Source organism: Streptomyces sp. NRRL B-1347, from assembly GCF_000720325.1.
In the GTDB taxonomy this organism is placed as follows: domain Bacteria; phylum Actinomycetota; class Actinomycetes; order Streptomycetales; family Streptomycetaceae; genus Streptomyces.
The window spans coordinates 1-20,005 of sequence record NZ_JOJM01000067.1 but is presented as its reverse complement, the minus strand read 5'-3'; the positions used below and the strand labels follow the sequence as shown (position 1 = coordinate 20,005).

At 73.2% G+C, this 20,005-nt stretch carries 17 protein-coding genes and 1 tRNA gene; 6 read left to right on the top strand and 12 right to left on the bottom strand.

Annotated elements, in window-relative coordinates:
• Positions 1-54: 54 nt before the first annotated feature.
• The 4 genes from mshC to IG74_RS0136700 form a co-directional block, all read right to left on the bottom strand.
• Complete coding sequence (gene mshC, locus IG74_RS0136715; protein ID WP_030686245.1) at positions 55-1,284, bottom strand: cysteine--1-D-myo-inosityl 2-amino-2-deoxy-alpha-D-glucopyranoside ligase; 1,230 nt, start codon at positions 1,282-1,284, stop codon at positions 55-57.
• Between the two features lie 102 nt (positions 1,285-1,386).
• The gene (locus IG74_RS0136710) at positions 1,387-2,226 is read right to left on the bottom strand and encodes an SCO1664 family protein (RefSeq protein ID WP_030686243.1); all 840 of its coding nucleotides are present in this window, start codon (positions 2,224-2,226) and stop codon (positions 1,387-1,389) included.
• Complete coding sequence (locus tag IG74_RS0136705) at positions 2,190-2,780, bottom strand: DUF3090 domain-containing protein (protein ID WP_030686241.1); 591 nt, start codon at positions 2,778-2,780, stop codon at positions 2,190-2,192. Before IG74_RS0136705 ends, IG74_RS0136710 begins: the two co-directional genes overlap by 37 nt.
• Before the next feature lie 90 nt (positions 2,781-2,870).
• The gene (locus IG74_RS0136700; protein ID WP_030686239.1) at positions 2,871-3,557 is read right to left on the bottom strand and encodes a histidine phosphatase family protein; all 687 of its coding nucleotides are present in this window, start codon (positions 3,555-3,557) and stop codon (positions 2,871-2,873) included.
• Positions 3,558-3,619: 62 nt separating this feature from the next.
• Between IG74_RS0136700 and corA the strand changes: the two genes are divergently transcribed.
• On the top strand, positions 3,620-4,618 hold the full coding sequence (gene corA / locus IG74_RS0136695) for a magnesium/cobalt transporter CorA (RefSeq protein WP_030686236.1): 999 nt from the start codon (positions 3,620-3,622) through the stop codon (positions 4,616-4,618).
• 43 nt (positions 4,619-4,661) lie between these two features.
• Here the strand turns inward: corA and IG74_RS0136690 are convergent, their stop codons facing one another.
• Complete coding sequence (locus tag IG74_RS0136690; RefSeq protein WP_030686235.1) at positions 4,662-5,450, bottom strand: hypothetical protein; 789 nt, start codon at positions 5,448-5,450, stop codon at positions 4,662-4,664.
• 221 nt (positions 5,451-5,671) lie between these two features.
• Positions 5,672-6,727, bottom strand: coding sequence for an LLM class F420-dependent oxidoreductase (locus IG74_RS0136685; protein WP_030686231.1), 1,056 nt, complete (start codon positions 6,725-6,727; stop codon positions 5,672-5,674).
• 235 nt (positions 6,728-6,962) lie between these two features.
• On the opposite strand from IG74_RS0136685, the gene IG74_RS0136680 reads away from it, so the two are divergent.
• Both IG74_RS0136680 and IG74_RS0136670 read left to right on the top strand, forming a co-directional pair.
• Positions 6,963-7,952, top strand: coding sequence for an aldo/keto reductase (locus IG74_RS0136680; RefSeq protein WP_030686229.1), 990 nt, complete (start codon positions 6,963-6,965; stop codon positions 7,950-7,952).
• Positions 7,949-10,177, top strand: a complete 2,229-nt coding sequence (locus IG74_RS0136670) for a helix-hairpin-helix domain-containing protein (RefSeq protein WP_037826672.1) — start codon at positions 7,949-7,951, stop codon at positions 10,175-10,177. The genes IG74_RS0136680 and IG74_RS0136670 overlap by 4 nt, the downstream gene beginning before the upstream one ends.
• Before the next feature lie 208 nt (positions 10,178-10,385).
• Here IG74_RS0136670 and IG74_RS0136665 read toward each other — a convergent pair whose 3' ends face one another.
• Positions 10,386-11,159, bottom strand: coding sequence for a hypothetical protein (locus tag IG74_RS0136665; protein ID WP_030686227.1), 774 nt, complete (start codon positions 11,157-11,159; stop codon positions 10,386-10,388).
• A gap of 47 nt (positions 11,160-11,206) precedes the next feature.
• Between IG74_RS0136665 and IG74_RS50040 the strand changes: the two genes are divergently transcribed.
• Positions 11,207-11,395 (top strand): DUF5703 family protein, encoded by a 189-nt coding sequence (locus IG74_RS50040; RefSeq protein WP_016641768.1) that lies wholly within the window; start codon positions 11,207-11,209, stop codon positions 11,393-11,395.
• A gap of 73 nt (positions 11,396-11,468) precedes the next feature.
• On the opposite strand, the gene IG74_RS0136660 is transcribed toward IG74_RS50040, so the two are convergent.
• The 3 genes from IG74_RS0136660 to IG74_RS0136650 all read right to left on the bottom strand — a co-directional run bounded on the left by IG74_RS0136660 (position 11,469) and on the right by IG74_RS0136650 (position 14,386).
• Complete coding sequence (locus tag IG74_RS0136660) at positions 11,469-12,470, bottom strand: chaplin family protein (RefSeq protein ID WP_030686224.1); 1,002 nt, start codon at positions 12,468-12,470, stop codon at positions 11,469-11,471.
• 156 nt (positions 12,471-12,626) lie between these two features.
• Complete coding sequence (gene chpH / locus IG74_RS0136655; RefSeq protein WP_030686223.1) at positions 12,627-12,860, bottom strand: chaplin ChpH; 234 nt, start codon at positions 12,858-12,860, stop codon at positions 12,627-12,629.
• A 182-nt stretch (positions 12,861-13,042) separates the two neighbouring features.
• Entirely contained in the window at positions 13,043-14,386 is a 1,344-nt protein-coding gene (locus IG74_RS0136650) for a M20/M25/M40 family metallo-hydrolase (protein ID WP_030686221.1), read from the bottom strand.
• A gap of 178 nt (positions 14,387-14,564) precedes the next feature.
• Between IG74_RS0136650 and IG74_RS0136645 the strand changes: the two genes are divergently transcribed.
• Positions 14,565-14,652, top strand: a tRNA-Leu gene (locus IG74_RS0136645).
• Between the two features lie 151 nt (positions 14,653-14,803).
• The gene (locus tag IG74_RS0136640; RefSeq protein WP_030686219.1) at positions 14,804-16,366 is read left to right on the top strand and encodes an acetolactate synthase large subunit; all 1,563 of its coding nucleotides are present in this window, start codon (positions 14,804-14,806) and stop codon (positions 16,364-16,366) included.
• 78 nt (positions 16,367-16,444) lie between these two features.
• Here IG74_RS0136640 and IG74_RS0136635 read toward each other — a convergent pair whose 3' ends face one another.
• Together IG74_RS0136635 and IG74_RS0136630 are read right to left on the bottom strand one after the other, a co-directional pair.
• On the bottom strand, positions 16,445-19,303 hold the full coding sequence (locus tag IG74_RS0136635) for a peroxidase family protein (protein WP_030686216.1): 2,859 nt from the start codon (positions 19,301-19,303) through the stop codon (positions 16,445-16,447).
• 281 nt (positions 19,304-19,584) lie between these two features.
• Entirely contained in the window at positions 19,585-19,980 is a 396-nt protein-coding gene (locus IG74_RS0136630) for a YchJ family protein (protein ID WP_030686215.1), read from the bottom strand.
• Positions 19,981-20,005: the final 25 nt, after the last annotated feature.

The window sequence follows — 20,005 nt, the reverse complement described above, 5'->3', positions numbered from 1 at the left end:
AGCGCGCGTCTACGAAGCAGGTGCCTACGAAGCAAGTACCTACGAAGCAGGTGCCTACAGGGCCACGCCGAGCAGTGCGTCGACGGCGCGCGACACCACTCCGGGCGCCCCCTCGTCCGCGCCGCCCTCGGCGTCCTGACGGGCGACCCAGCGGTCCACGGCGGCGAGCGCGGCGGGCGCGTCCAGGTCGTTGGCGAGGGCCTCGCGCAGCTCCTCGACGAGTCCGTCGGCGGACGGCCCGTCCGGCCGGGACACGGCGGCGCGCCAGCGCCCGAGGCGCTCGACGGCGTCCTGGAGGACCTGGTCGGTCCACTCCCAGTCGGCGCGGTAGTGGTGGGCGAGGAGCGCGAGCCGGATGGCGGCGGGGTCGACGCCGTCGTGCCGGAGCTTCGACACGAACACCAGGTTGCCCTTGGACTTGGACATCTTGGCGCCGTTGAGCGCGACCATCCCGGCGTGCACGTACGCCTTGGCGAAGGGGTGCTCCCCGGTGAGGGCCTGCGCGTGGGACGCGCCCATCTCGTGGTGCGGGAAGGCGAGGTCGGAGCCGCCGCCCTGGACGTCGAAGCCCATCCCCAGGTGGTCGAGGGCGATCGCCACGCACTCGATGTGCCAGCCCGGCCGGCCGCGGCCGAGCGAGGCGCCGTCCCAGCTGGGCTCGCCCTCGCGGGCCGCCATCCACAGCATCGGGTCGAGCGGGTTCTTCTTGCCGGGCCGGTCCGGGTCGCCGCCGCGCTCGGCGGAGAGCAGCCGCATGGCGGCGGCGTCGAGCCCCGACACCTCGCCGAAGTGCGGATCGGCCTCCACGGAGAAGTAGACGTCCCCGTCGAGCTCGTACGCGGCACCCTGGTCCCGCAGCCGCTCCACGAGCGGCACGATCCCGGGTATCGACTCGACGGCGCCCACGTAGTGCTGGGGCGGAAGCAGCCGCAGGGCGGTCATGTCCTCGCGGAACAGCGCGGTTTCGGACTGCGCGAGCTCCATCCAGTCCTTGCCGTCGCGGTTCGCCCGCTCCAGGAGCGGATCGTCCACGTCGGTCACGTTCTGTACGTAGTGCACCTGCCGCTTCGTGTCGAGCCACACGCGCTGCACGAGGTCGAACGCGTTGTAGGTCGCCGCGTGACCCATGTGGGTCGCGTCGTACGGAGTGATGCCGCAGACGTAGAGACGGGCGACGGGACCGGGCTCGAGGGTGACGAGGTCACCGGTCGCGGTGTCGTGGATCCGGAGGTCGCGGCCCTTGCCAGGCAGGGCGGGGACCTCAGAAGCGGGCCAGGCATACATGCCATGAGCCTAACCGGATGCACCGTCCACATACGACCCCGGGGACGATCCCCCTGTTCCCCGCCGTGCCCGGCGCCTGCCGTGCGGCGGTTCAGCGGGGGCTCACACCGGCGGCCAGGGGATGGCGGGCCACTCACCCGAGGGCGCGGGATGCCGCCCGGCGGCGAGCAGCGCGGCCACCCGCGCCCGGGTGGCCGCCACCTCGGCGGAGGTGAGCAGCTCGCCGAGGCGCGAGCCAAGGGCCCCGCCCGCGGCCAGCCCGTCCCGCAGGGTCCCCAGGCCGGCCACCGCCTCGTCCGTGAGCTTCTCCCCCGCCCAGCCCCACAGCAGCGTCCGCAGCTTGTCCTCCACGTGGAACGTGACCCCGTGGTCGATGCCGTACAGCCGCCCCTCGGCGCCCGCGATCAGATGCCCGCCCTTGCGGTCCGCGTTGTTGATCACCGCGTCGAGCACGGCCAGGCGGCGCAGCCGGGCGTCGTCCGCGTGCACGAGCAGCGCCGTCCGCCCCTCTCCCACCTCGGCGAACCCGACGGCCTTCCAGCCGTCGCCGGGCTGGTCCCCGTCGACGAGGGCGAGCAGCTCCTCACCCTCGGCGGCTCCGGCGTCCTCACCCGGCGAGTCGATCCACAGCTGGACCATGCCCTCTCCGTAGGGCCCGTCCCGCAGCACGGTGGGCGGCACGAGGCCCCAGCCCAGCGCCTCGGACACCTCGTACGCGGCGACCTCGCGCTCGGCGAGCGTGCCGTCGGGGAAGTCCCACAGGGGCCGCTCCCCGCGGACGGGCTTGTACACGCAGGTTGCCGAGGCGCCGTCGTGCGCGACCGAGCAGTACAGCACCGCGTTGGACGCCTGCCGGATCTGTCCGCGCACGGTCAGCTCGCCCCGGGCGAGCAGTTCCGTGGCGGTCAGGCTCCCCGCCGGTATCCGTTCTGGCGCGGGCATACGTGTCCTTCCGGGTCGAGCGGCAGGCTGCACAGCGGGCACGGCGGGCGCCCGGCGTTCACGACGTCGAGGGCACGCTTGGCGAAGGCCCTGGCCTGCGCCCCGGTGAGCCGGACGCGCAGCATCGGGGGGCCGTTCTCCTCGTCCTGCAGGAGCCTTTCCTCGGCTTCCGCGAGGTCCTCGTCGGAGTCCGCGTCCAGCTCGACGAGCGCCTGCGCCTCCACGATCATCCGTTCGGCCTCGCCGTCCCAGGCCAGGGCCATCGTGCCGACCCGGAACTCCTCCTCGACGGGCGAGTCGAGCGGGGCGCTGTCCGCGACCTCGGTGGGCGCCACTGCGGGCACCGCCGCGCTGCCCCCGCTACGCCGTACCACCTCGTCGAGGAGCTCTTCCATGCGCTCGGCGAGGGCGGCCACCTGGGTCTTCTCCAGGGCGACGCTGGTCACTCGCACTCCGGCGGACGCCTGGAGGAAGAAGGTACGCCGCCCGGGCAGCCCGACCGTTCCGGCCACGAAGCGTTCCGGCGGGTCGTAGAGGAACACCTGACGGGACACGTCCTGTCTCCATTGGAATCGACTGCATGTTCTTGGCGCGACAACTGCACTGAACCCTACTGCGGGCGACGATCACGGTCATCGCGCGTCTCACGGTGTGCCCGTGTCTCCCCCCACCTGAGCATCTTGGCTCGCGGGCTCGGCGCGCGGGGCCAGGGAGGCGAAGTCCCCGGTGTCCCCGAGACGGACGAGGAAGGGGCGCAGCCGGGTGTAGCGGATCGCCGTGATGGAACACGGTTCTACGGAGATGCGCTGAAAGAGGTCGAGATGCAGTCCGATGGCTTCGGCGACGAGGGACTTGATGATGTCGCCGTGGGAGCACATGAGGTACACGGCGTCGGGGCCGTGGTCGCGCTCCACGCGTGCGTTCCACTCGCGGACGGCCTCGGCGGCACGGGTCTGCATGGCGCGCAGGGACTCGCCGCCGGGAAAGGCGGCGGCGGACGGGTGCTGCTGGACGACCTCCATCAGCGGCTCGTCGGCGAGCTCGGCGAGCTTGCGGCCGGACCAGTCGCCGTAGTGGCACTCTCCGATGCGGTCGTCGGTGTGCACGGTGAGGTCCGGGCGGGCGGCCCCGAGCGGTGCGAGGGTCTCCTGACAGCGCTGGAGGGGGCTGGTGACGGCTTCGGCGAGCGGCAGCGCGGCGAGGCGTCCGGGCAGCGCGGCGGCCTGGCGGGCACCGCGCTCGTCGAGGCCGACGCCGGGGGTCCACCCGGCGAGCAGGCCTGCGGTGTTGGCCGTGGAACGGCCGTGCCTGACGAGGATCAGCGTGGGCATGCGGATCAGCCTAAGCCGCCGAGCGGGTGCGGCAGCAGTGTGGCTTGGGAAGAATGCCCAGCGTGATCGTCGACTGTGCCATCTACCAGCACGGGCGCCGGACCGAGGGTCCCGCGGACTTCTCCGACGCCCTGGACGAGGCGCGCGCGGCGGGGGACGCGTTCGTGTGGATCGGCGTGCACGAGCCGACGGAGGCCGAGTTCGACCGGGTCACGGAGGAGTTCGCACTGCATCCGCTGGCGGTCGAGGACGCCCTGAAGGCGCACCAGCGGCCGAAGCTGGAGGTGTACGAGGACTCGCTCTTCATGGTCCTGAAGCCGGTGGTGTACGAGCCGGAGAGCGACACGGTGTCATCGGGCGAGCTCATGATCTTCATGGGTGACTCGTTCGTGGTGACCGTCCGGCACGGCGAGGGCGCGCCGCTCGGCAGCGTCCGGCACCGCCTTGAAGCGGAACCGGAAGTTCTGAAGCACGGTCCGACGGCGGTGCTCTACTCGATCGCCGACGCCGTCGTGGACCACTATCTGGAGGTCGCCGAGGAGCTGCAGACGGACCTGGAGGTCCTGGAGGCCGAGGTGTTCTCGCCCGACAGCGGGGGCTCGCGGAACTCGGCGTCGCGGATCTACCGGTTCAAGCGCCAGATCCTGGAGTTCCGCCGGGCCACGGGGCCGCTCGCGATGCCGCTCGCCCGGCTCGCCGGGGTGGGCCCGCCCGGCCGCGCGGTGCCGTACGTGAACGAGTCGGCGCAGCCCTATCTGCGGGACGTCAGCGACCATCTGACGCGCGTGAACGAGTCCGTGGAGGGCCTGGACCGCCTGGTGACCGACATCCTGTCCGCGCATCTGGCGCAGATGAGCGTGCGGCAGAACGACGACATGCGGAAGATCTCCGCCTGGGCGGCCATGGCGGCCGTGCCCACGATGATCGCGGGTGTCTACGGCATGAACTTCGACCACATGCCCGAGCTGCGGTGGTGGTGGGCGTACCCGGCGGTGATCCTGCTGATGGCCGCTCTGGAAGTGGTCCTGTACCGGATGTTCAAGCGCCGCGGCTGGCTGTAGCCCACGCGCGCGTGGCGGGTCACGCGCGCGTGCGCCAGGTCCGTCAGGCGAATTCGGGTGCCGAGGTGGCGGGCCCGCCCAGGGCGTCGCGCCGCTCGGGCATCTTCAGGCTCACCATCTTGCGCCAGCCGCCGACGCGTTCGTACGCGTACATGGCGTGGATGCCCGCCGCGAGCGCTTTGGCCTTGGTGGGCGTCCAGCCGAGGATGCGGCCCATGCGCTCCATGACGGCGAGGCTGACGTCGCGGTAGACGCGGATCTCGACGTGCGCGGTCTCCTGGAGGGTGCGCTGGATGGTGCGGCCGTGGCCCGCGTACGCGAAGCGGAGCAGCTCCTCGTGGCAGTAGGCCAGGTGGTTGTCCTCGTCGTTCGAGATCATCTTCACGGCCTTGCCGATCTCCGGGTGGTCGGCGAAGTGCTTGCGGAGCATCACCATCTGGTCGGCGGCGCGCTGCTCGGTGACCCGGCTGTGCGACAGGTACGTGATGATGTCCTGCTCGGTCAGGGGCGTGTCGGCGCGGAGCTTGTCGTGCGCGAGGCCGATGCCGTGCCGCTCCAGGAGCATCGTGTAGTCGGTGTCGTGCGGGACCTCGCAGGGCTCCAGGCCGCGCTTCCTCAGGAGCGCGTTGAAGATGCGTCCGTGCTTGTCCTCGTCGGCGCCGTGCCGGGTGATCTTGGGGGCGAGGGCGCGCTGGCTCTCGGGGACGAGGGCGGCGATGCGCCCGTTCTCCCAGCCTCCCTGGGACTCCCCGCTGGCCGCGATGGAGCAGAACAGCCGGAACGACTCGTCGTTGTCGACGATCTCCTCGAAGAGACTCTTGGCCGAAAGCATCGCAGGCACCTCCATGCCTTCCCTGACCATACGGACTTCCGCAAAGAACGAGTCAAATGCGGAGCGCGGCAGTAGGCAACAGCTGTATGGGCCAGCTCAGCCGAACGAAGGAGTTTGACGGGCCGAACGGGGCCGTAACCGGAGGGCGCGTCGCGGCGTTGTGCTTCGTGACGGCCGTGGCGGGGAAGACCCCCGAGCCCCCACCACGGCCGCAGAAATCGTCAGGCCACTCCGGCCCGCTCCAGGGCCTCGGTGCCCGCCCGCAGGGCGGTGAGCCGCTCCTCCAGCGTGAAGCCCGCGGGCGCCAGGGTGAGGGTGGTGACCCCGGCCGCCGCATAGGCCCGCATCCGGTCGGCGATCCGGTCCACGGAGCCGAGCAGCGACGTCGAGTCGATGAGCGAGCGCGGCACGGCGGCGGCCGCGCCGTCCTTGTCACCGGACAGGTACTTCTCCTGGATCTCGGCCGCTTCCTTCTCGTAGCCCATGCGGCTCGCGAGCTGGTTGTAGAAGTTCTGCTTGCGGCTGCCCATGCCCCCCACGTACAGCGCGGTGTACGGGCGGAACATGTCGGCCAGGGCGTCGACCTGGGAGTCCTCACCGACCGCGAGGGGCAGCGTCGGGACGACGTCGAAGCCCTCCATCGTCTTCCCGGCCTTCTCGCGCCCGGCCCGCAGGTGCTTGAGGGCGGTCTCCTCCAGGTGCTCGGCGGCCGGGAAGATCAGCAGGGCGCCGTCGGCGATCTCGCCCGTCTGCTCCAGGTTCTTGGGGCCGATCGCGGCGATGTACAGCGGGATGTGCTCGCGCTGCGGGTGCACGGTGAGCTTGATGGGCTTGCCGGGACCGCCCGGCAGGGGCAGCGTCCAGTGCTGACCCTCGTACGACAGGCGCTCGCGGGTCATGGCCCTGCGGACGATCTCGACGTACTCGCGCGTGCGCGCAAGCGGCTTGTCGAACTTCACGCCGTACCAGCCCTCGGAGACCTGCGGGCCCGAGACGCCGAGGCCCAGGCGGAAGCGGCCGCCGGACAGCGAGTCGAGGGTGGCCGCCGTCATCGCCGTCATCGCGGGCTGGCGCGCCGGGATCTGGAAGATGGCCGAGCCGATGTCGATGCGCTCGGTCTGGGCCGCCACCCAGGAGAGCACGGTGGCCGCGTCCGAGCCGTAGGCCTCGGCCGCCCAGCAGACCGCGTATCCCAGCTTGTCGGCCTCCTTCGCGACGGTGAGGTTGTCCGCGTCCATCCCCGCGCCCCAGTAGCCGAGGTTGATCCCGAGCTGCATGGCCGAATCCCCTTACTGATGAGTAACGTCCCTGTGCCGGGGACTGTAGCGCGCGGCCGCGTGATCCGTCAGGGGTGGACCGCGCGGGTGCGCCCCGGCCGACGCCGCGGCCCTGCCGCGGCCGGGCCGCCCTGGTCCGTCCCGGTCCGGCCGTCGGGGTCATCGGGTTGTCCACACCCGCGCGTTTGTCCACAGGCATGCCACGTGTCCAGGCGTGGCCAGTAATCTCGCGGCCATGGAGCAGAGGCATCTCGGCCGCACGGGTCTGCGCGTGTCCCGGATCGGGCTCGGCACCCTCACCTGGGGCCGCCCCGAAGAGACCGGTGAGAACGACGCCGCGGACCTGCTGAAGGCCTTCTGGGAGGCGGGCGGCACCCTCGTCGACACGGCCGACGTGTACGGCGACGGCGAGGCCGAGTACCTCCTCGGCCGCATGGTGGAGCGGCTCGTGCCGCGCCGCGACTTCGTCATCGCGACCAAGGCGGGCAGCGTGCCGGACCCCGACCGCCGCTTCGACTGCTCGCGCGGCCACCTCCTGTCGGCCCTCGACGCCTCCCTCGCCCGCCTCGGCACGGACTATGTGGACATCTGGCAGGTGCACGCCTTCGATCCGGAGACCCCCCTGGAGGAGACGCTCCAGGCCCTGGACATCGCGGTCACCAGCGGCCGCGCACGGTACGCGGGCGTGTCCAACTTCAGCGGCTGGCAGCTGGCGAAGGCCGCGACCTGGCAGCTGGCCGCCCCCAGCTCCCGCACCCGTCTCGCCAGTACGCAGATGGAGTACTCCCTGCTCCAGCGCGGCATCGAGCGCGAAGTGCTGCCCGCCGCCCGCGACCTAGGCGTGGGCCTGCTGCCGTCGTCCCCGCTCGGCCGCGGCGTCCTGACCGGCAAGTACCGGCACGCGACACCCGCCGACTCGCGGGGCGCGTCCGAGCAGTTCGCCCCCTTCGTCGCGCCGTATCTGGACGAGGCGGCGAGCCGTGTCGTGGACGCCGTCGCGATAGCGGCCGACGGACTCGCCGTGACCCCGCTGCAGGTGGCGCTCGCGTGGGTGCGCGACCGCCCGGGAGTGGCCGCCCCGATCGTCGGCGCGCGCAACGCGCAGCAGCTCACGGCGGCATTGTCAGTGGAGACCCTTAGTCTTCCTGACGAGATCTGCCAGGCGCTCGACGACGTGTCGGCGCCCGTGCATCGCTACCCAGACCAGGACTGGAGCACGCTGTGAGTACGGAGTCCGCTGCCGCGGAGGTTGCCGAGCCCGAGGCCCCGGAGGCCGCGGCGGAGCCCGAGGCCGAGGCCGCACCGGAAGCCGGGGCCACGCCGGAGGACGCCGGGGCCGACGCGGCCGGGACGGACGACGCGGCCGAAGCCGAGGCCACCACGGACGCCGAGGGCTCGGCGGACGGCGAGCTGTCCGAGGCCGAGGCCGAGCTGGCCGCCCAGCGGGAGCTGCGGCAGCGGATCGAGGAGCGCAAGGCGGCCAGGACAGCCCCGGTGGCGGCCGGCACCAAGCTCCAGGGCACGGCGGCGGACCTGCTGGCGGCGGTGCGGGCCGTGGAGAGCGGGGAGAAGCCCGTGGCCTCGGCGTTCCGCGAGCCGGAGCCCGTCGCGCCGCGCAGGCCCGCGGCGGAGCCGGTGCGGCGGCAGGCCCCCGCGGCGCCCGCGGCCCCGGCCGAGCCCGCCGGGGAAGCCGTCGCCGCGGTGGCGGCGGTGCTCGGCGAGGGCGGCGCGCCCGCCGCGCTCGCGGCCAAGGCGGCGGCCGCGCTCGGCGAGGGCGCCGACGGACACCTGCGCGAGGACCCCTGGCAGTTGCTGCGCGTGCCCGGAGTGCGGCCCGAGCAGGCCGACGGTTTCGCGCGGGCGCTGCTCGGCGACGCGTGCGGGCCCGGGGACGAGCGCCGGGGCCGCGCCCTGACGGTGTGGCTCCTGGAGCAGGCCGCGCTCGCGGGGCACACGGCCCTCGACGCGGCCGCCCTCACCGCCGCGCTCGGGCAGCGCGCGGTGCCGGACCCGGACGAGGCCGTGCAGAGCGCCCTCGCCGAGGGCGATGTGCTCGTCTTCCAGGACGCGTTGGACGACGCCCCGCAGGGCGCCCCCGTCACGGCCCCGGCCGGCGAGGACGGCGAGTCCGACGAGGAGGCCGCGCCCCCGGTCCGCGTCCTGTTCGGCCTCGAGCGGTACGCGCTGGCGGAGGAGAGCCTCGCCGACGGCCTCGCCCGCGTCATCAACTCCCTGCCGAAGGACGACGGGGCGGGCCCGGGAGCCGAGGCGTGGGAGTCCGCCGCGGGCGCGGCGTCCGGCTCCGCCGCCGAGCTCATCCGCGCCGTCGCCGCGCACGGCCTGGTGCTGCACACCGGCGGCGAGGCGGCACGGGCCGAGCCCGCCGCCCTGGTGGCGGCGGCGCGCTCGCTGGGCCTGCGGGTGTGCGCGGCCGCGCACACCGCGGACGGGCAGCGCCGCCTCACCGAGCACACCGGCACCGACGATGCCGACGGCGAAGCCGTCACCGTGGCCGGGCTGCTGTCCGGGCAGCAGGCGCCGGGCCGGGACGCGGACGGCGCCCTCGCCCTGGACCTCCTCGTGGTCCTGGACGCACCACAGCTGGACGTGGAGGCGGCGGCGATGCTCGTCGAGTCGCTGCCGGACGGCGCCCGCCTGGTGCTCAGCGGCGATCCCGGCGTGCTCTGGTCGGCGGGCCCTGGCCGGGTCTTCGCCGACGTGCTGGCGGCCCGCGCCTGCCCGCAGGTCGTCTCGCGCACCCCGGACCCCGGTCCTGTCGGGGAGCTGGTGTCCGGCATCGGCGTCGGCGAGCTCACCGAGGTCGCCGCGCCGCACAAGGAGGTCGTGATCGTCCCGGTGCGCGACGCCGACGACGCGATCCGGCGCACGGTGCAGCTCGTCGCGGACTCCGTGCCGCGCGCGATCGGGGTGCCGTCCGAGCACACGCAGGTCATCACGCCGGGCCACGGCGGAGCCGCGGGCACCCGGGCGCTGAACGCGGCGCTGAAGGAGCGGCTGAATCCCGGCCCGGGCCGCTTCGGCGGCTTCGACCCGGGCGACCGCGTCGCCCACGCCCCGGTGCCGGGCCGCACGGCGCTCGGCCGTGTCGTGCGGGCCGACGCGGAGGGCCTGCACCTGGAGTGCGACGGCGCCCCCGTGGTCGTGGCCAAGGAGCGGGTGGAGCAGAGCGTGCGGCACGCCTGGGCCGTCACCGCGCACCAGGCGGCGGGGCGCCGCTGGCCCGCCGCGGTCGTGGTGCTTCCGGGTGACGCCGCCGCGGCCCTGACCCGGCCCTGGGTGTACGCGGCGTTCAGCCGTGCCGAGCGCCATCTGTCGGTGGTCCAGGGGGTCGCGCAGGCCCTGCCTCAGGCGGTCGCGGAGCGCCCGGCCAAGGAGCGCACCACGCGGCTGCGCACCCTGCTGCGGCCCCAGCTTCCCGAGGCGGGCTGAGAGCGCGCGGATGCCCCCGGCCAGGTCCCGGCCGGGGGCATCCACATGTCCGGGCGAGCGCGCCCTGCCCGGGGGGCAGGCCCTAAGCGGGTGCGGCGAAGTCCGCTGCGGTACGGGAGCGCCCCGAAGGGGCGCGGGGAACTGCGCGACCAGCCACGACGGCGCCGTAGCAGAGTGACGGCACAGCGCGTTACTTCCAGCGAAGCGCTTACGCGGGCTCGCCGCGTTCGCGCTCGACGACCTCCACGTCGTCGACGTCGTCGAGCGACACGACCTCGTCCGGGTCGTAGTCGAGCTCGCCGTCCAGGTCGGGATCGGCCTGGTCCGGACCGTCGTCGGCGTCCTCCAGGTCGTCCAGGTCCTCCAGACCGTCCTGCTCGTCGTCGAAGACCGCGCTGACGTCGAAGCGGCACACCACCCGCTGGGGGTCGGTCTGGTCGAAGGGGGACTCCAGCCACTCGCCCGCCTCCGCGGGCTCGTCCTGGGCCGTGACCCACAGCGTGGAGTCACCCTCCTCCAGGCCGAACTCCTTGTGCCTGGAGGCGATTTCGTCCGGTTCGAACTCGCCGAACAGCAGCCCGATGGCGCCCGGCAGCGTGCCCGCCTGCCGGTCGTCGTCCGTGGCGTCCTCGTCCGCGGCCTCGACGCGCGCGGCCTGGGCGAGGAGCCGCTGCGGCTCCGCCACCGCGTAGTCGCGCCGGATCAGCACGCTCAGGGCGGTCGGCTCCGCGGGGCCCTGGTACGGCGGCAGGCTGTCGTCCGCGCCGGGGATCTCGAAGGGGGTGACCTCGTCGTAGCGGTCGTAGAGCAGCTCGTCATAGGCCTCGGCCGCGGCGGCCAGCTCGTTGAACGCTTCGTAGACGGCCGGATCGTCCTCGCCCGACCTGCGTTCGACCGCGGCGAGATGGCGGTCGAGCGCGGTCTTGACCGCCTCGGCGGCGGCGCGTACCTCGGCAGCGGTGGGCTGCGCAGCATCAGACATAGTGCAGACGCTATCCGTACCGGGCCTGTGCCCGCACAATAGATGCGATGCCGGAATACGAATTTGTCGATGTGTACGTTCCCCGCGGGGTCTCCCGCAAGGAAGCCACACGTCTCCTGACGGACCACGCAGAGTACGGACACTGGGAGTTGGACCGCCTCAGCCTGCACGCCGACGGCAGTCGGCGGGTGCGGCTGCGACGGCGCATCATCCGCCAGGTACGGGCCACTTGGTGAGCCGTTGCGGGCGGGTGGTGTGAGTAGGGAGAGGGCCCCGCGATCGCGGGGCCCTCTCCCTACTCACACCACCTCAAGCACGCGCTTTGCGGTACAGGACCGAGCCCGCGAGCAGCATGCCCGCGCCCATCGGCAGGGCGATGCCCGCCGACAAGGGGCTGCCGGTGGCGGCGAGCTGGTCCTTGCCCTCGGGCGGGGTGATGACCTGGGTGTCCGGCAGGTTCGGGGTGTCGGCGGGGTGCGCCGTGCCGGGGTGGGTGGGGACCTCCGCGCCGGGGCGGTCGGGCGCGGTGGGCTGCCCCGGCTCGCCCGGCTGTCCCGGCTGTCCCGGCTGTCCCGGCTGTCCCGGCTGTCCCGGCTGTCCCGGCTGTCCAGGGTGGCCGGGCTGACCGGGCTGACCGGGCGTTCCAGGCTCTCCGGGCCGACCGGGCTCGCCCGGCTTCCCGGGCTGACCAGGCTTGCCGGGCTCTCCAGGCTTCCCCGGCTGACCGGGCTCTCCCGGCTTCCCCGGTTCCCCGGGCCGGCCCGGGTTGCCCGGCTGGCCCGGATTCCCGGGCTGCGTCGTATCGCCGCCCCCGTTGTTCGCGCAGTCGTTGCCCGTGACGGCGTTGCCCGCGCCGCCGATGGTGACGCTGTTGCCGCAGACGTTCACCGGGGCGTACACCGGCGCCTGCACGGTGTTGCCGGAGCCGATGCCGGGCGAGTGCTGCGTACCGCCGTGGGCCGACGAGCCGCCGCCCGCCGAGGGCTGCTCCCCGTATCCGCCCCCGTGCCCCTCGCCGTAGCCACCTCCGTGGCCACCCCCGTACCCGCCCCCGTGTCCTGGCGAGCCGGACGAGTTCGTACAGCTGTTGCCGATCGCGGGATTCAGCGCACCCACCACGTTCACGGTGTTTCCGCACGCGTTCACCGGGGCGTGCACGGGCGCCTGCACTGAATTGCCCGAAAGGACCCCCGGGGAATTCGAACTGCCGCCATTCGCATTCGAGTCGGCGTGGGCGTAGCCGCTGGTGACCGCGAGTACGCCACCGGCGGCCGCCGCGGTGATCAACCCTTTGCGCGTGACCTGTCGCATTGCTTTCCCTGCCCTTAGCATTCCGGAATGCGCACGGGCCTCGTTGCGCCGTGCGCCCAATGCCCGCGGCCCCGGAGTGCATGGCACGCACTCCGGGGCCGATGGACTCAGACCCTCATTGGGGTGACGCCCCTCAAGGGGCGAGGCACAGCAACGTCACTTGTTGACGCAGTAGTTGCCGAAGGCAGGGTTGAGCACGCCGATCACCGAGATGGTGTTGCCGCAGGCGTTCACCGGCACGTGCACGGGGATCTGCACGACGTTGCCGGAGGCGACGCCCGGGGAGTGCACGGCGGCGCCCTGCGCACCGGCGTCGGCAGCGGCGACGCCCGCACCGGCGAGCACCAGGCCGCCGGTGGCAACCGCGGCGGCGACAACCTTCTTGATCATTGTTCCTCCTAGTTGGCAATGCGGCCCCAGCCGCGGACCGCACCACCTGTAACGAGGAGGCCATAGGACGGCTACGAGCGCCGGACTGCTTTCACTCTTTTCAGTCCAATACGCACGCGCAGCCGATTATTGGAGTTTCGTTTCGGCTTATTGACTGGATTATGCGACGGCGTCCTCGCTGGTTACGAAGCGTCGATGAAGCGGTCGAGTACGCGCACGCCGAACTTCAGCCCGTCCACCGGTACCCGCTCGTCCACGCCGTGGAACATGCCCGCGAAGTCCAGCTCCGGCGGCAGCTTGAGCGGCGCGAAGCCGAAGCCGCGGATGCCGAGGTCGTCGAAGGACTTGGCGTCCGTGCCGGCCGAGAGCATGTACGGCACGGCGCGGGCGATGGGGTCCTCGGCCTGGAGCGCCAGCTGCATGGCGTCCACGAGCGCGCCGTCGAAGGTGGTCTCCAGGGCCTTGTCCGCGTGCACGTCCTCACGCCTGACGTTCGGCCCCAGGATCCGGTCCAGGTCGGCGAGGAACTCCTCCTCGTACCCCGGCAGGAACCGCCCGTCCACGTGCGCGGTGGCCTGCCCCGGGATCACGTTGACCTTGTAGCCGGCGCCCAGCTGCGTCGGGTTCGCGGTGTTCTGGAGCGAGGCGCCGATCAGCTTGGCGATGCCGCCGAGCTTGGCGAGCGTCTCGTCCATGTTCTCCGGGTCGAGCTCGGTGCCGAGGGCGTCGCCCAGCTCGTCGAGGAAGTGCCGCAGCGTCTTGGTGACCCGGATCGGGAACTTGTGCCGCCCGAGCCGCCCGACGGCCTCCGACAGCTCCGTGATCGCGTTGTCCTTGTGGATCATGGAGCCGTGTCCCGCGGTGCCGTCCACGGTCAGCTTCATCCAGTGCATGCCCTTCTGGGCCGTCTCCACGAGGTACAGCCGCAGCTTCTCGTTGACGGTGAAGGAGAAGCCGCCGACCTCGCTGATCGCCTCGGTCACGCCGTCGAAGAGGTCCGGGTGGTTGTCCACCAGGTACCGCGCCCCGTACGTGCCGCCCGCCTCCTCGTCCGCGAGGAAGGCGAGCACGATGTCCCGCGGCGGCTTGCGGCCGCTGCGCAGCCGGTCGCGCACGACCGCGAGGGTCATCGCGTCCATGTCTTTCATGTCGACGGCGCCGCGGCCCCACAGGCAGCCGTCCGCGATCTCCCCGGAGAAGGGGTGGTGCGTCCAGTCCTGGGCGTTGGCGGGCACGACGTCGGTGTGGCCGTGGATGAGCAGCGCGGGCCGCGACGGGTCCTCGCCCTCGATGCGGGCCACCGTGGAGGCGCGCCCCGGGTGCGACTCGAAGATCCGCGGTTCGAGCCCCACCTCCGCGAGCTTCTCCGCGACGTACTCGGCGGCCTTGCGCTCCCCCGGCCCCGAGTGGTCGCCGTAGTTGCTGGTGTCCATGCGGATCAGGTCCCGGCAGAGGTCGACGACCTCGTCCTCACCGGACACGGCCCCCGCCCCGTTCACCCTGCCGCCCGTGGTCGGCTCGCTCACGCTGTTCCTCCCGCTGTCGCACTCTCGGTCCCTGCCATCCTCCCGCGCTTGCCGTCCCGGCCCAAGGGCGGGCGGCCGTCGTCATACGCCGTTCACGCTCATGACCTGCGTGATCAGGTACCCCCGAATGTTTGCTATGGTTTTCCACGTCGCCGCGGGAAACCGCGACAGACCACCGGTCCGGGTGGCGGAATGGCAGACGCGCTAGCTTGAGGTGCTAGTGCCCTTTATCGGGCGTGGGGGTTCAAGTCCCCCCTCGGACACCAGCAATGACCCCAGAGCTTCTGGGGTCATTCGTGTTTTTGGCGGGGTTTTCCCGCGTTCCTCCGGGTCTTGTGGGGGTCGGGGGGCCGTGCGGGGTGGGGGCTGGCTGGAATGTGGCTGCCGTTGGGTGGGTGTGGCGGATGACACTTGACCATGCCGAACGGAGCCCAGTCCATCATCAGCGGTCTTGTCGAGGCCGGAGTCCAGGTGTGCTTCGCCAACCCCGGCACGTCCGAGCTGCACATCGTGACGGCGCTCGACGACGTGCCACGGATGCGGCCGGTCCTGTGCCTCTTCGAAGGCGTCGCGACGGGTGCCGCCGACGGGTACGGGCGGATGACCGGCCGCCCCGCGAGCACGCTGCTGCACCTCGGCCCCGGCCTCGCGGGCGGACTGCCGAACCTGCACAACGCGCGCCGGGCCGGTACGCCCGTGGTGAACGTCGTCGGTGACCACGCGCTGCGGCACAAACGCCTCGACGCGCCCCTGGAGTCGGACATCACCGCGCTCGCCCGCACGGTGTCCGCGTGGACGCGGCGCGCGTACGACGCCACGGACCTCGCGGACGACGTCGCCGACGCCGTCGCGGCCGCGGCCGGGCCGCCGGGGGCCGTCGCCACGCTGGTCGTACCCGCCGACGTGGCCTGGGCGGACGCCGAGAAGCCCGCCGCGCCGCGGCGCCGGGCCGCCGTCCCGCACGGGTTCGTGTCCGAGCGGGGGCTCGAAGAGGCCGCCGCGGTGCTGCGGTCCGGGGAGCCCGCCGCGCTGCTGCTCGGCGGCGCCGCCACGCACGGGGCAGGGCTCAGGGCCGCCGCGCAGGTCGCGGGGGCGACGGGGGCGCGGCTGCTGTGCGAGACGTTTCCCGCGCGCCTTGAGCGGGGTGCGGGGCTTCCGCCCGTCGAGCGCCTGGGCTATCGCGCGGCCGACGCCGCGGGGCAGCTCTCCGGCGTACGCCATCTCGTGCTCGCCGGGGCGTCGGTGCCGGTGCCGTTCTTCGCGTACCCGGGGCAGAGCGGGATCGTCGTGCCCGACGGGTGCGAGGTCCGCGAGCTCGGTGGTGCGGGGCAGGACGTGGGGGTGGCCCTGCGGGAGCTGGCCGCCGCCGTGGGCGGGGGCACGGCGGCGGCGGTGGCGCGCGAACCGGGGCGGCCCCGGGTGCCCGGCGGGGACCTCACCGCGGAGACCGCGGCCGCCGTGGTGGGCGCGCTGCTTCCGCAGGGGGCCGTCGTCGTGGACGAGTCCAACACGTCCGGGCTCTGGCTGCCCAGCGCCACGGCCGGGGCGCCGCCGCACGACTGGCTGACCCTCACCGGCGGGGCGCTCGGGCAGGGGATGCCGCTCGCCGTGGGCGCGGCCGTGGCGCGGCCCGAGCGGCCCGTCGTCGCGCTCGTGGCGGACGGGGCCGCGATGTACACGCTGCCCGCGCTGTGGACGCAGGCGCGGGAGGGGCTCGACGTCACGACCGTGGTCTTCAGCAACCGCGCGTACGCGATCCTGGGCCTTGAGCAGGCGATGATGGGGGCCTCCGTGGGGGCCGCGGCGCGGGATCTCTTCGATCTCGGGCGACCCGACCTCGACTTCGTCGCGCTGGCGCGCGGGATGGGGGTTCCCGCGGGACGGGCCACGACCGTGGAGGGATTCGCCTCGCTGCTTGAGCGGGGTTTGGCGGAGCCGGGCCCGTTCCTGGTGGAGTGCGTGGTGCCGCCCATCGCGTGACGCCCGGCCGGCGCCCCGACGCGTGCGACCGCTGCCGCGACGCGTACGACCGGTACCTCGACGCGTCCGCCCGCCCCGTCAGCGCGTGGGATGGGGCGGCACCTGGCGCCACGGGGCGAAGGCCGTGGCCGTCCGGGGCAGGAGTGCGGCGAGTTCGGGGCAGTGGCGCAGGATGACGGACTTCATGCCGCCCTTCTGGACCCAGTCGATGCCGAGCGGGGTGTAGATCTCGGGGCGGAAGTCGACGGTCAGGAAGCGGTCGCTCTGCAGGCGCCTCGTGGCCATGAGGATGAAGACGCGGAACGCCGTGTCGCTGAAGCCGAATCCGGTGGGCGGGTTCTCCGCGAACAGGCCGACCATGGTGTCGATCTCGTCGACGGATGAGTAGACGTCCTTGAGCCGAGCCAGCGTCTCCGGGTCCTCGGTCAGGTCCTCGAAGCGGCGGACGCGCGGCTTGTGCAGGCCCGCGAGGAAGTCGTTGTAGCGCGGCACGCCCCGGCGCCGCGTACGGACGAGGTCGACGACGGACAGGTCGATGATCTCGCCCTCGCGTTCGAAGGCCTGGAGGGCGCGGGGGAAGTTGTGCAGCGTGATGGCGCCGGGGTGGGCGATGCCGAAGGAGTAGAGGGTGTTGGCGAGGCCCGTCTTGCGGACGGCGCCCTCGGCGGCGGCGCCGTTGATGTCGAGGAACCCGACGGTTTCGAGGCGCTGCCCGAAGTGGTGCTCGCGCAGCTCGAAGTCGTCGGGGATCAGCGGGTGCATGCGGTAGACGGTGACGAAGTCCTCGGTGAGGGAGTACGGCGCGCCGTGGTGGTCGGGCAGGGTCGCCGGGATGCCGGTGAGGGCGTGGGCGTCGAAGAGCCACAGGCCGAGCTTGGTGAGCCAGCGGTCCGGCGGGCCGTCCCAGTTGGTGTGCAGACCGATGTCGAGGGCCTCGGTGGCGAGGATCGCGGGGGTCCACTCCACGGTGTGGATCTTGGCGATGAGGGCGGAGACGACGAGCCGGGCCGTGTGGTAGATGGACTCCTGGCTCATGGAGGGGTAGGTCTGCCGCAGGGCGTCGCAGACGGCGTTGTGCTCGCGGGCGAAGAGGGTGTGCATGACGCTCAGGCCGAGCCACCAGTTGTCGGTGAAGCCGCTGAGCGGGACGCCGTTCTGGCCGATCGGCAGGTGCCCCTGCTCCAGGCGCAGGTGGGCGCCGCCGTCGGGGGCCTGCAGGGAGCGCGCGGTCGTCTCGTCCTCGCCGTACACCTCGGAGCCGTCCCACCAGTGCGACGCGGTGTTGCCGAAGAGGACCGGCGGCTGCCCCTCGGGCACGGGCAGGCCCTCGTTCTCGGCGAAGCGCATCACGGTCTCGGCGGGGCCGCCGGGCGTGTTGCGCCAGGACATCCCGCCGGGCAGCGGCACCTCGACGGTCTTGGTGCCCGCGGGGTGGCGGCGGTGGTTGACCCAGTCGTGCACCTGGAACTGGATCCAGGCGGCGGCGAGGATGTTGAGCGAGGTCGCGGGCAGGAAGGTCTCCCGGTGCAGGAGCTGCCTGCTGACGGTGACGGGGTTGGGCGTGTCGAAGAGGTCGGGGCGGTAGACGGGGGCGAGGTTGCGTCCGAAGGCCGCGCCGACGGAGCCCATGGTGGGTGCGGACAGGTCGTTGTACGTGCCGTCGTAGCTGCGTGCGGCGCGCAGCCGCTCGTCGGCCGGAGGCGGTACGGGCACGGGCTTCGGCGGCGCCTCGTGCGCGTCGGTGTCGATGAGGTTGAAGCGGCGCAGCGCCTTGCGCAGGAAGACCAGGTTGAGCAGGCTCGTCTGGGTGCCCAGGCGGTGCCAGGGCACATAGCGGTTGAGGAGCCGGAAGGCGGCGCCCGCGGGGGCCGAGAGGATCCGGTTGCGCCGCGGTTCCTCGGAGCGGAAGCGCAGGCCCGCGCGGTGGGCGGCGCTCGCCTCGTAGGCGGCCTTGCGGGCCCGGTTGAGGTTGCCGAGCGGCCGGAAGTCGTCGGTGGTGTACCAGGGGTTGAAGGCCAGCTCCTCCACGCGGCCGGCGGCGGCGCGGGCCTCGGCGGTGTCGAGGTCCTGGCTCGGGATGGTGAGCCGGGCGATCGGCAGGGCGGGCGCGACGGCCTCGCGCCAGTCGGTGGCGCCGTCCTCGACGGGGGTGCGCGGCTCGTCGACGTACCGCTGGACGCACAGGTCGAAGGAGACGTCGGCGGTGGCGAGGCGGTGTTCGAGGTCGCGGCGCAGGTGGTTGGGGTCGCGCCGGTCGGAGCGCGGTCCCGGCGCGGCGCCGCCCGCCGGGCGCAGCAGGTACCGGACGGGCCCCGCGTCGCCCCACAGGATCGCGCCGCGGCTCCAGTACGTCTCGCCCGCGAGGCTGGTGACGGCGTGCCGGGTGGCGGCCCGTACGTTGCGCCGCATGCGGGTGGCGTTGGCGAGGCCGACGGCGAGCGGGAGCTTGACGAAGAGGCCGAAGGCGGCCTGGAGCGGGGTGCGGGCGCCCGCCATGGCCTTGGCGAAGGCGACGAACTCGCGGGCGTCCCTGGCGTGCGACACCGGCCAGTTGGTGGCGAGCAGGTCGTGGCTCTCCTCCGCGGACACGGCGACGCGCACGGCGATGCCGCGCAGGTCGGCGGCGCCGTCGGCCTGCCGGATGCCGCTCGCGTTGGAGATCCGTACGGTCGCCGGGTACTCGGCGCCAGGCTCGGCGAAGCCGTGGCGCAGCGCGTCGGGCAGGTCGTCGTGGAAGCGCAGGCGCGCGTTCTCCACGCCGAGCGCGGCCTTGGCGTGCTGGGTGCGGGCCGGGGAACCGGCGCCCGCGGCGCGCTTGTTGACGTCCTGGACCTTCATCAGCTCGCGGGCGAGCCGCTCGAAGACGCGGCGCTCCGCTTCCGGGCTGCCGTCCAGATAGCGCTCGTAACTCCGCTCGTACGGTGTCGCTTGGGCCATCGGGCGCTTCCCTTCGCACGAGGTCGCATACACGGCGGGAGGCGTCGACGCTACTGGCGGCGCCGGGCGGCCGCAGCGCGCGATCCCGCCATGTGCGCGGGCCGCGCCCGGGGTCGAACTGGCGGGCGGGCGGCGCCGTTCGGGCCCGTCAGCGGCTTGCGGCGGCCGCGGCGCCGGGCGGTGCGCGTCCCTCGCGGGCCTCGGTTCCCACGCACCCCACCGCGCCGGGTGCGGGGGTGGCCGGGTCGCGCCCTGGCGCGGGGGCGCGGGGTGGGGGCGCGTCAGTCGATGAAGTCGCCGTCCACGTAGACCCAGGCGCCGTCGACCCGCTCGAACCGGCTGCGCTCGTGCAGGGCGTCCGTACGGCCGCCGTCGCGGTAGGAGGCGCGGAAGGTGACGGTGCCGGTGCTGTGGAAGGCGGTGCCGTCGGTGGTGTCCTCGATCTCCAGGCCGGTCCAGCGCAGGGCGGGGTCGAAGTCGATGCCGGGCGGGCGGGTCCGCGGGTGCCAGGTGCGCAGCAGATACGCCTCGTCGCGCACGGCGAAGGCGCTGTAGCGGGACCGCATCAGCTCCTCGGGCGTGGCGGCGGCCGCCTCGCCGCGGTGCAGACGGCCGCAGCACTCGTCGTACGGCAGGGCGGGGCCGCAGGGGCAGGCCCGGGGGTGTCTCTTATACACATCTCCGAGCCCACGAGACCGAGGC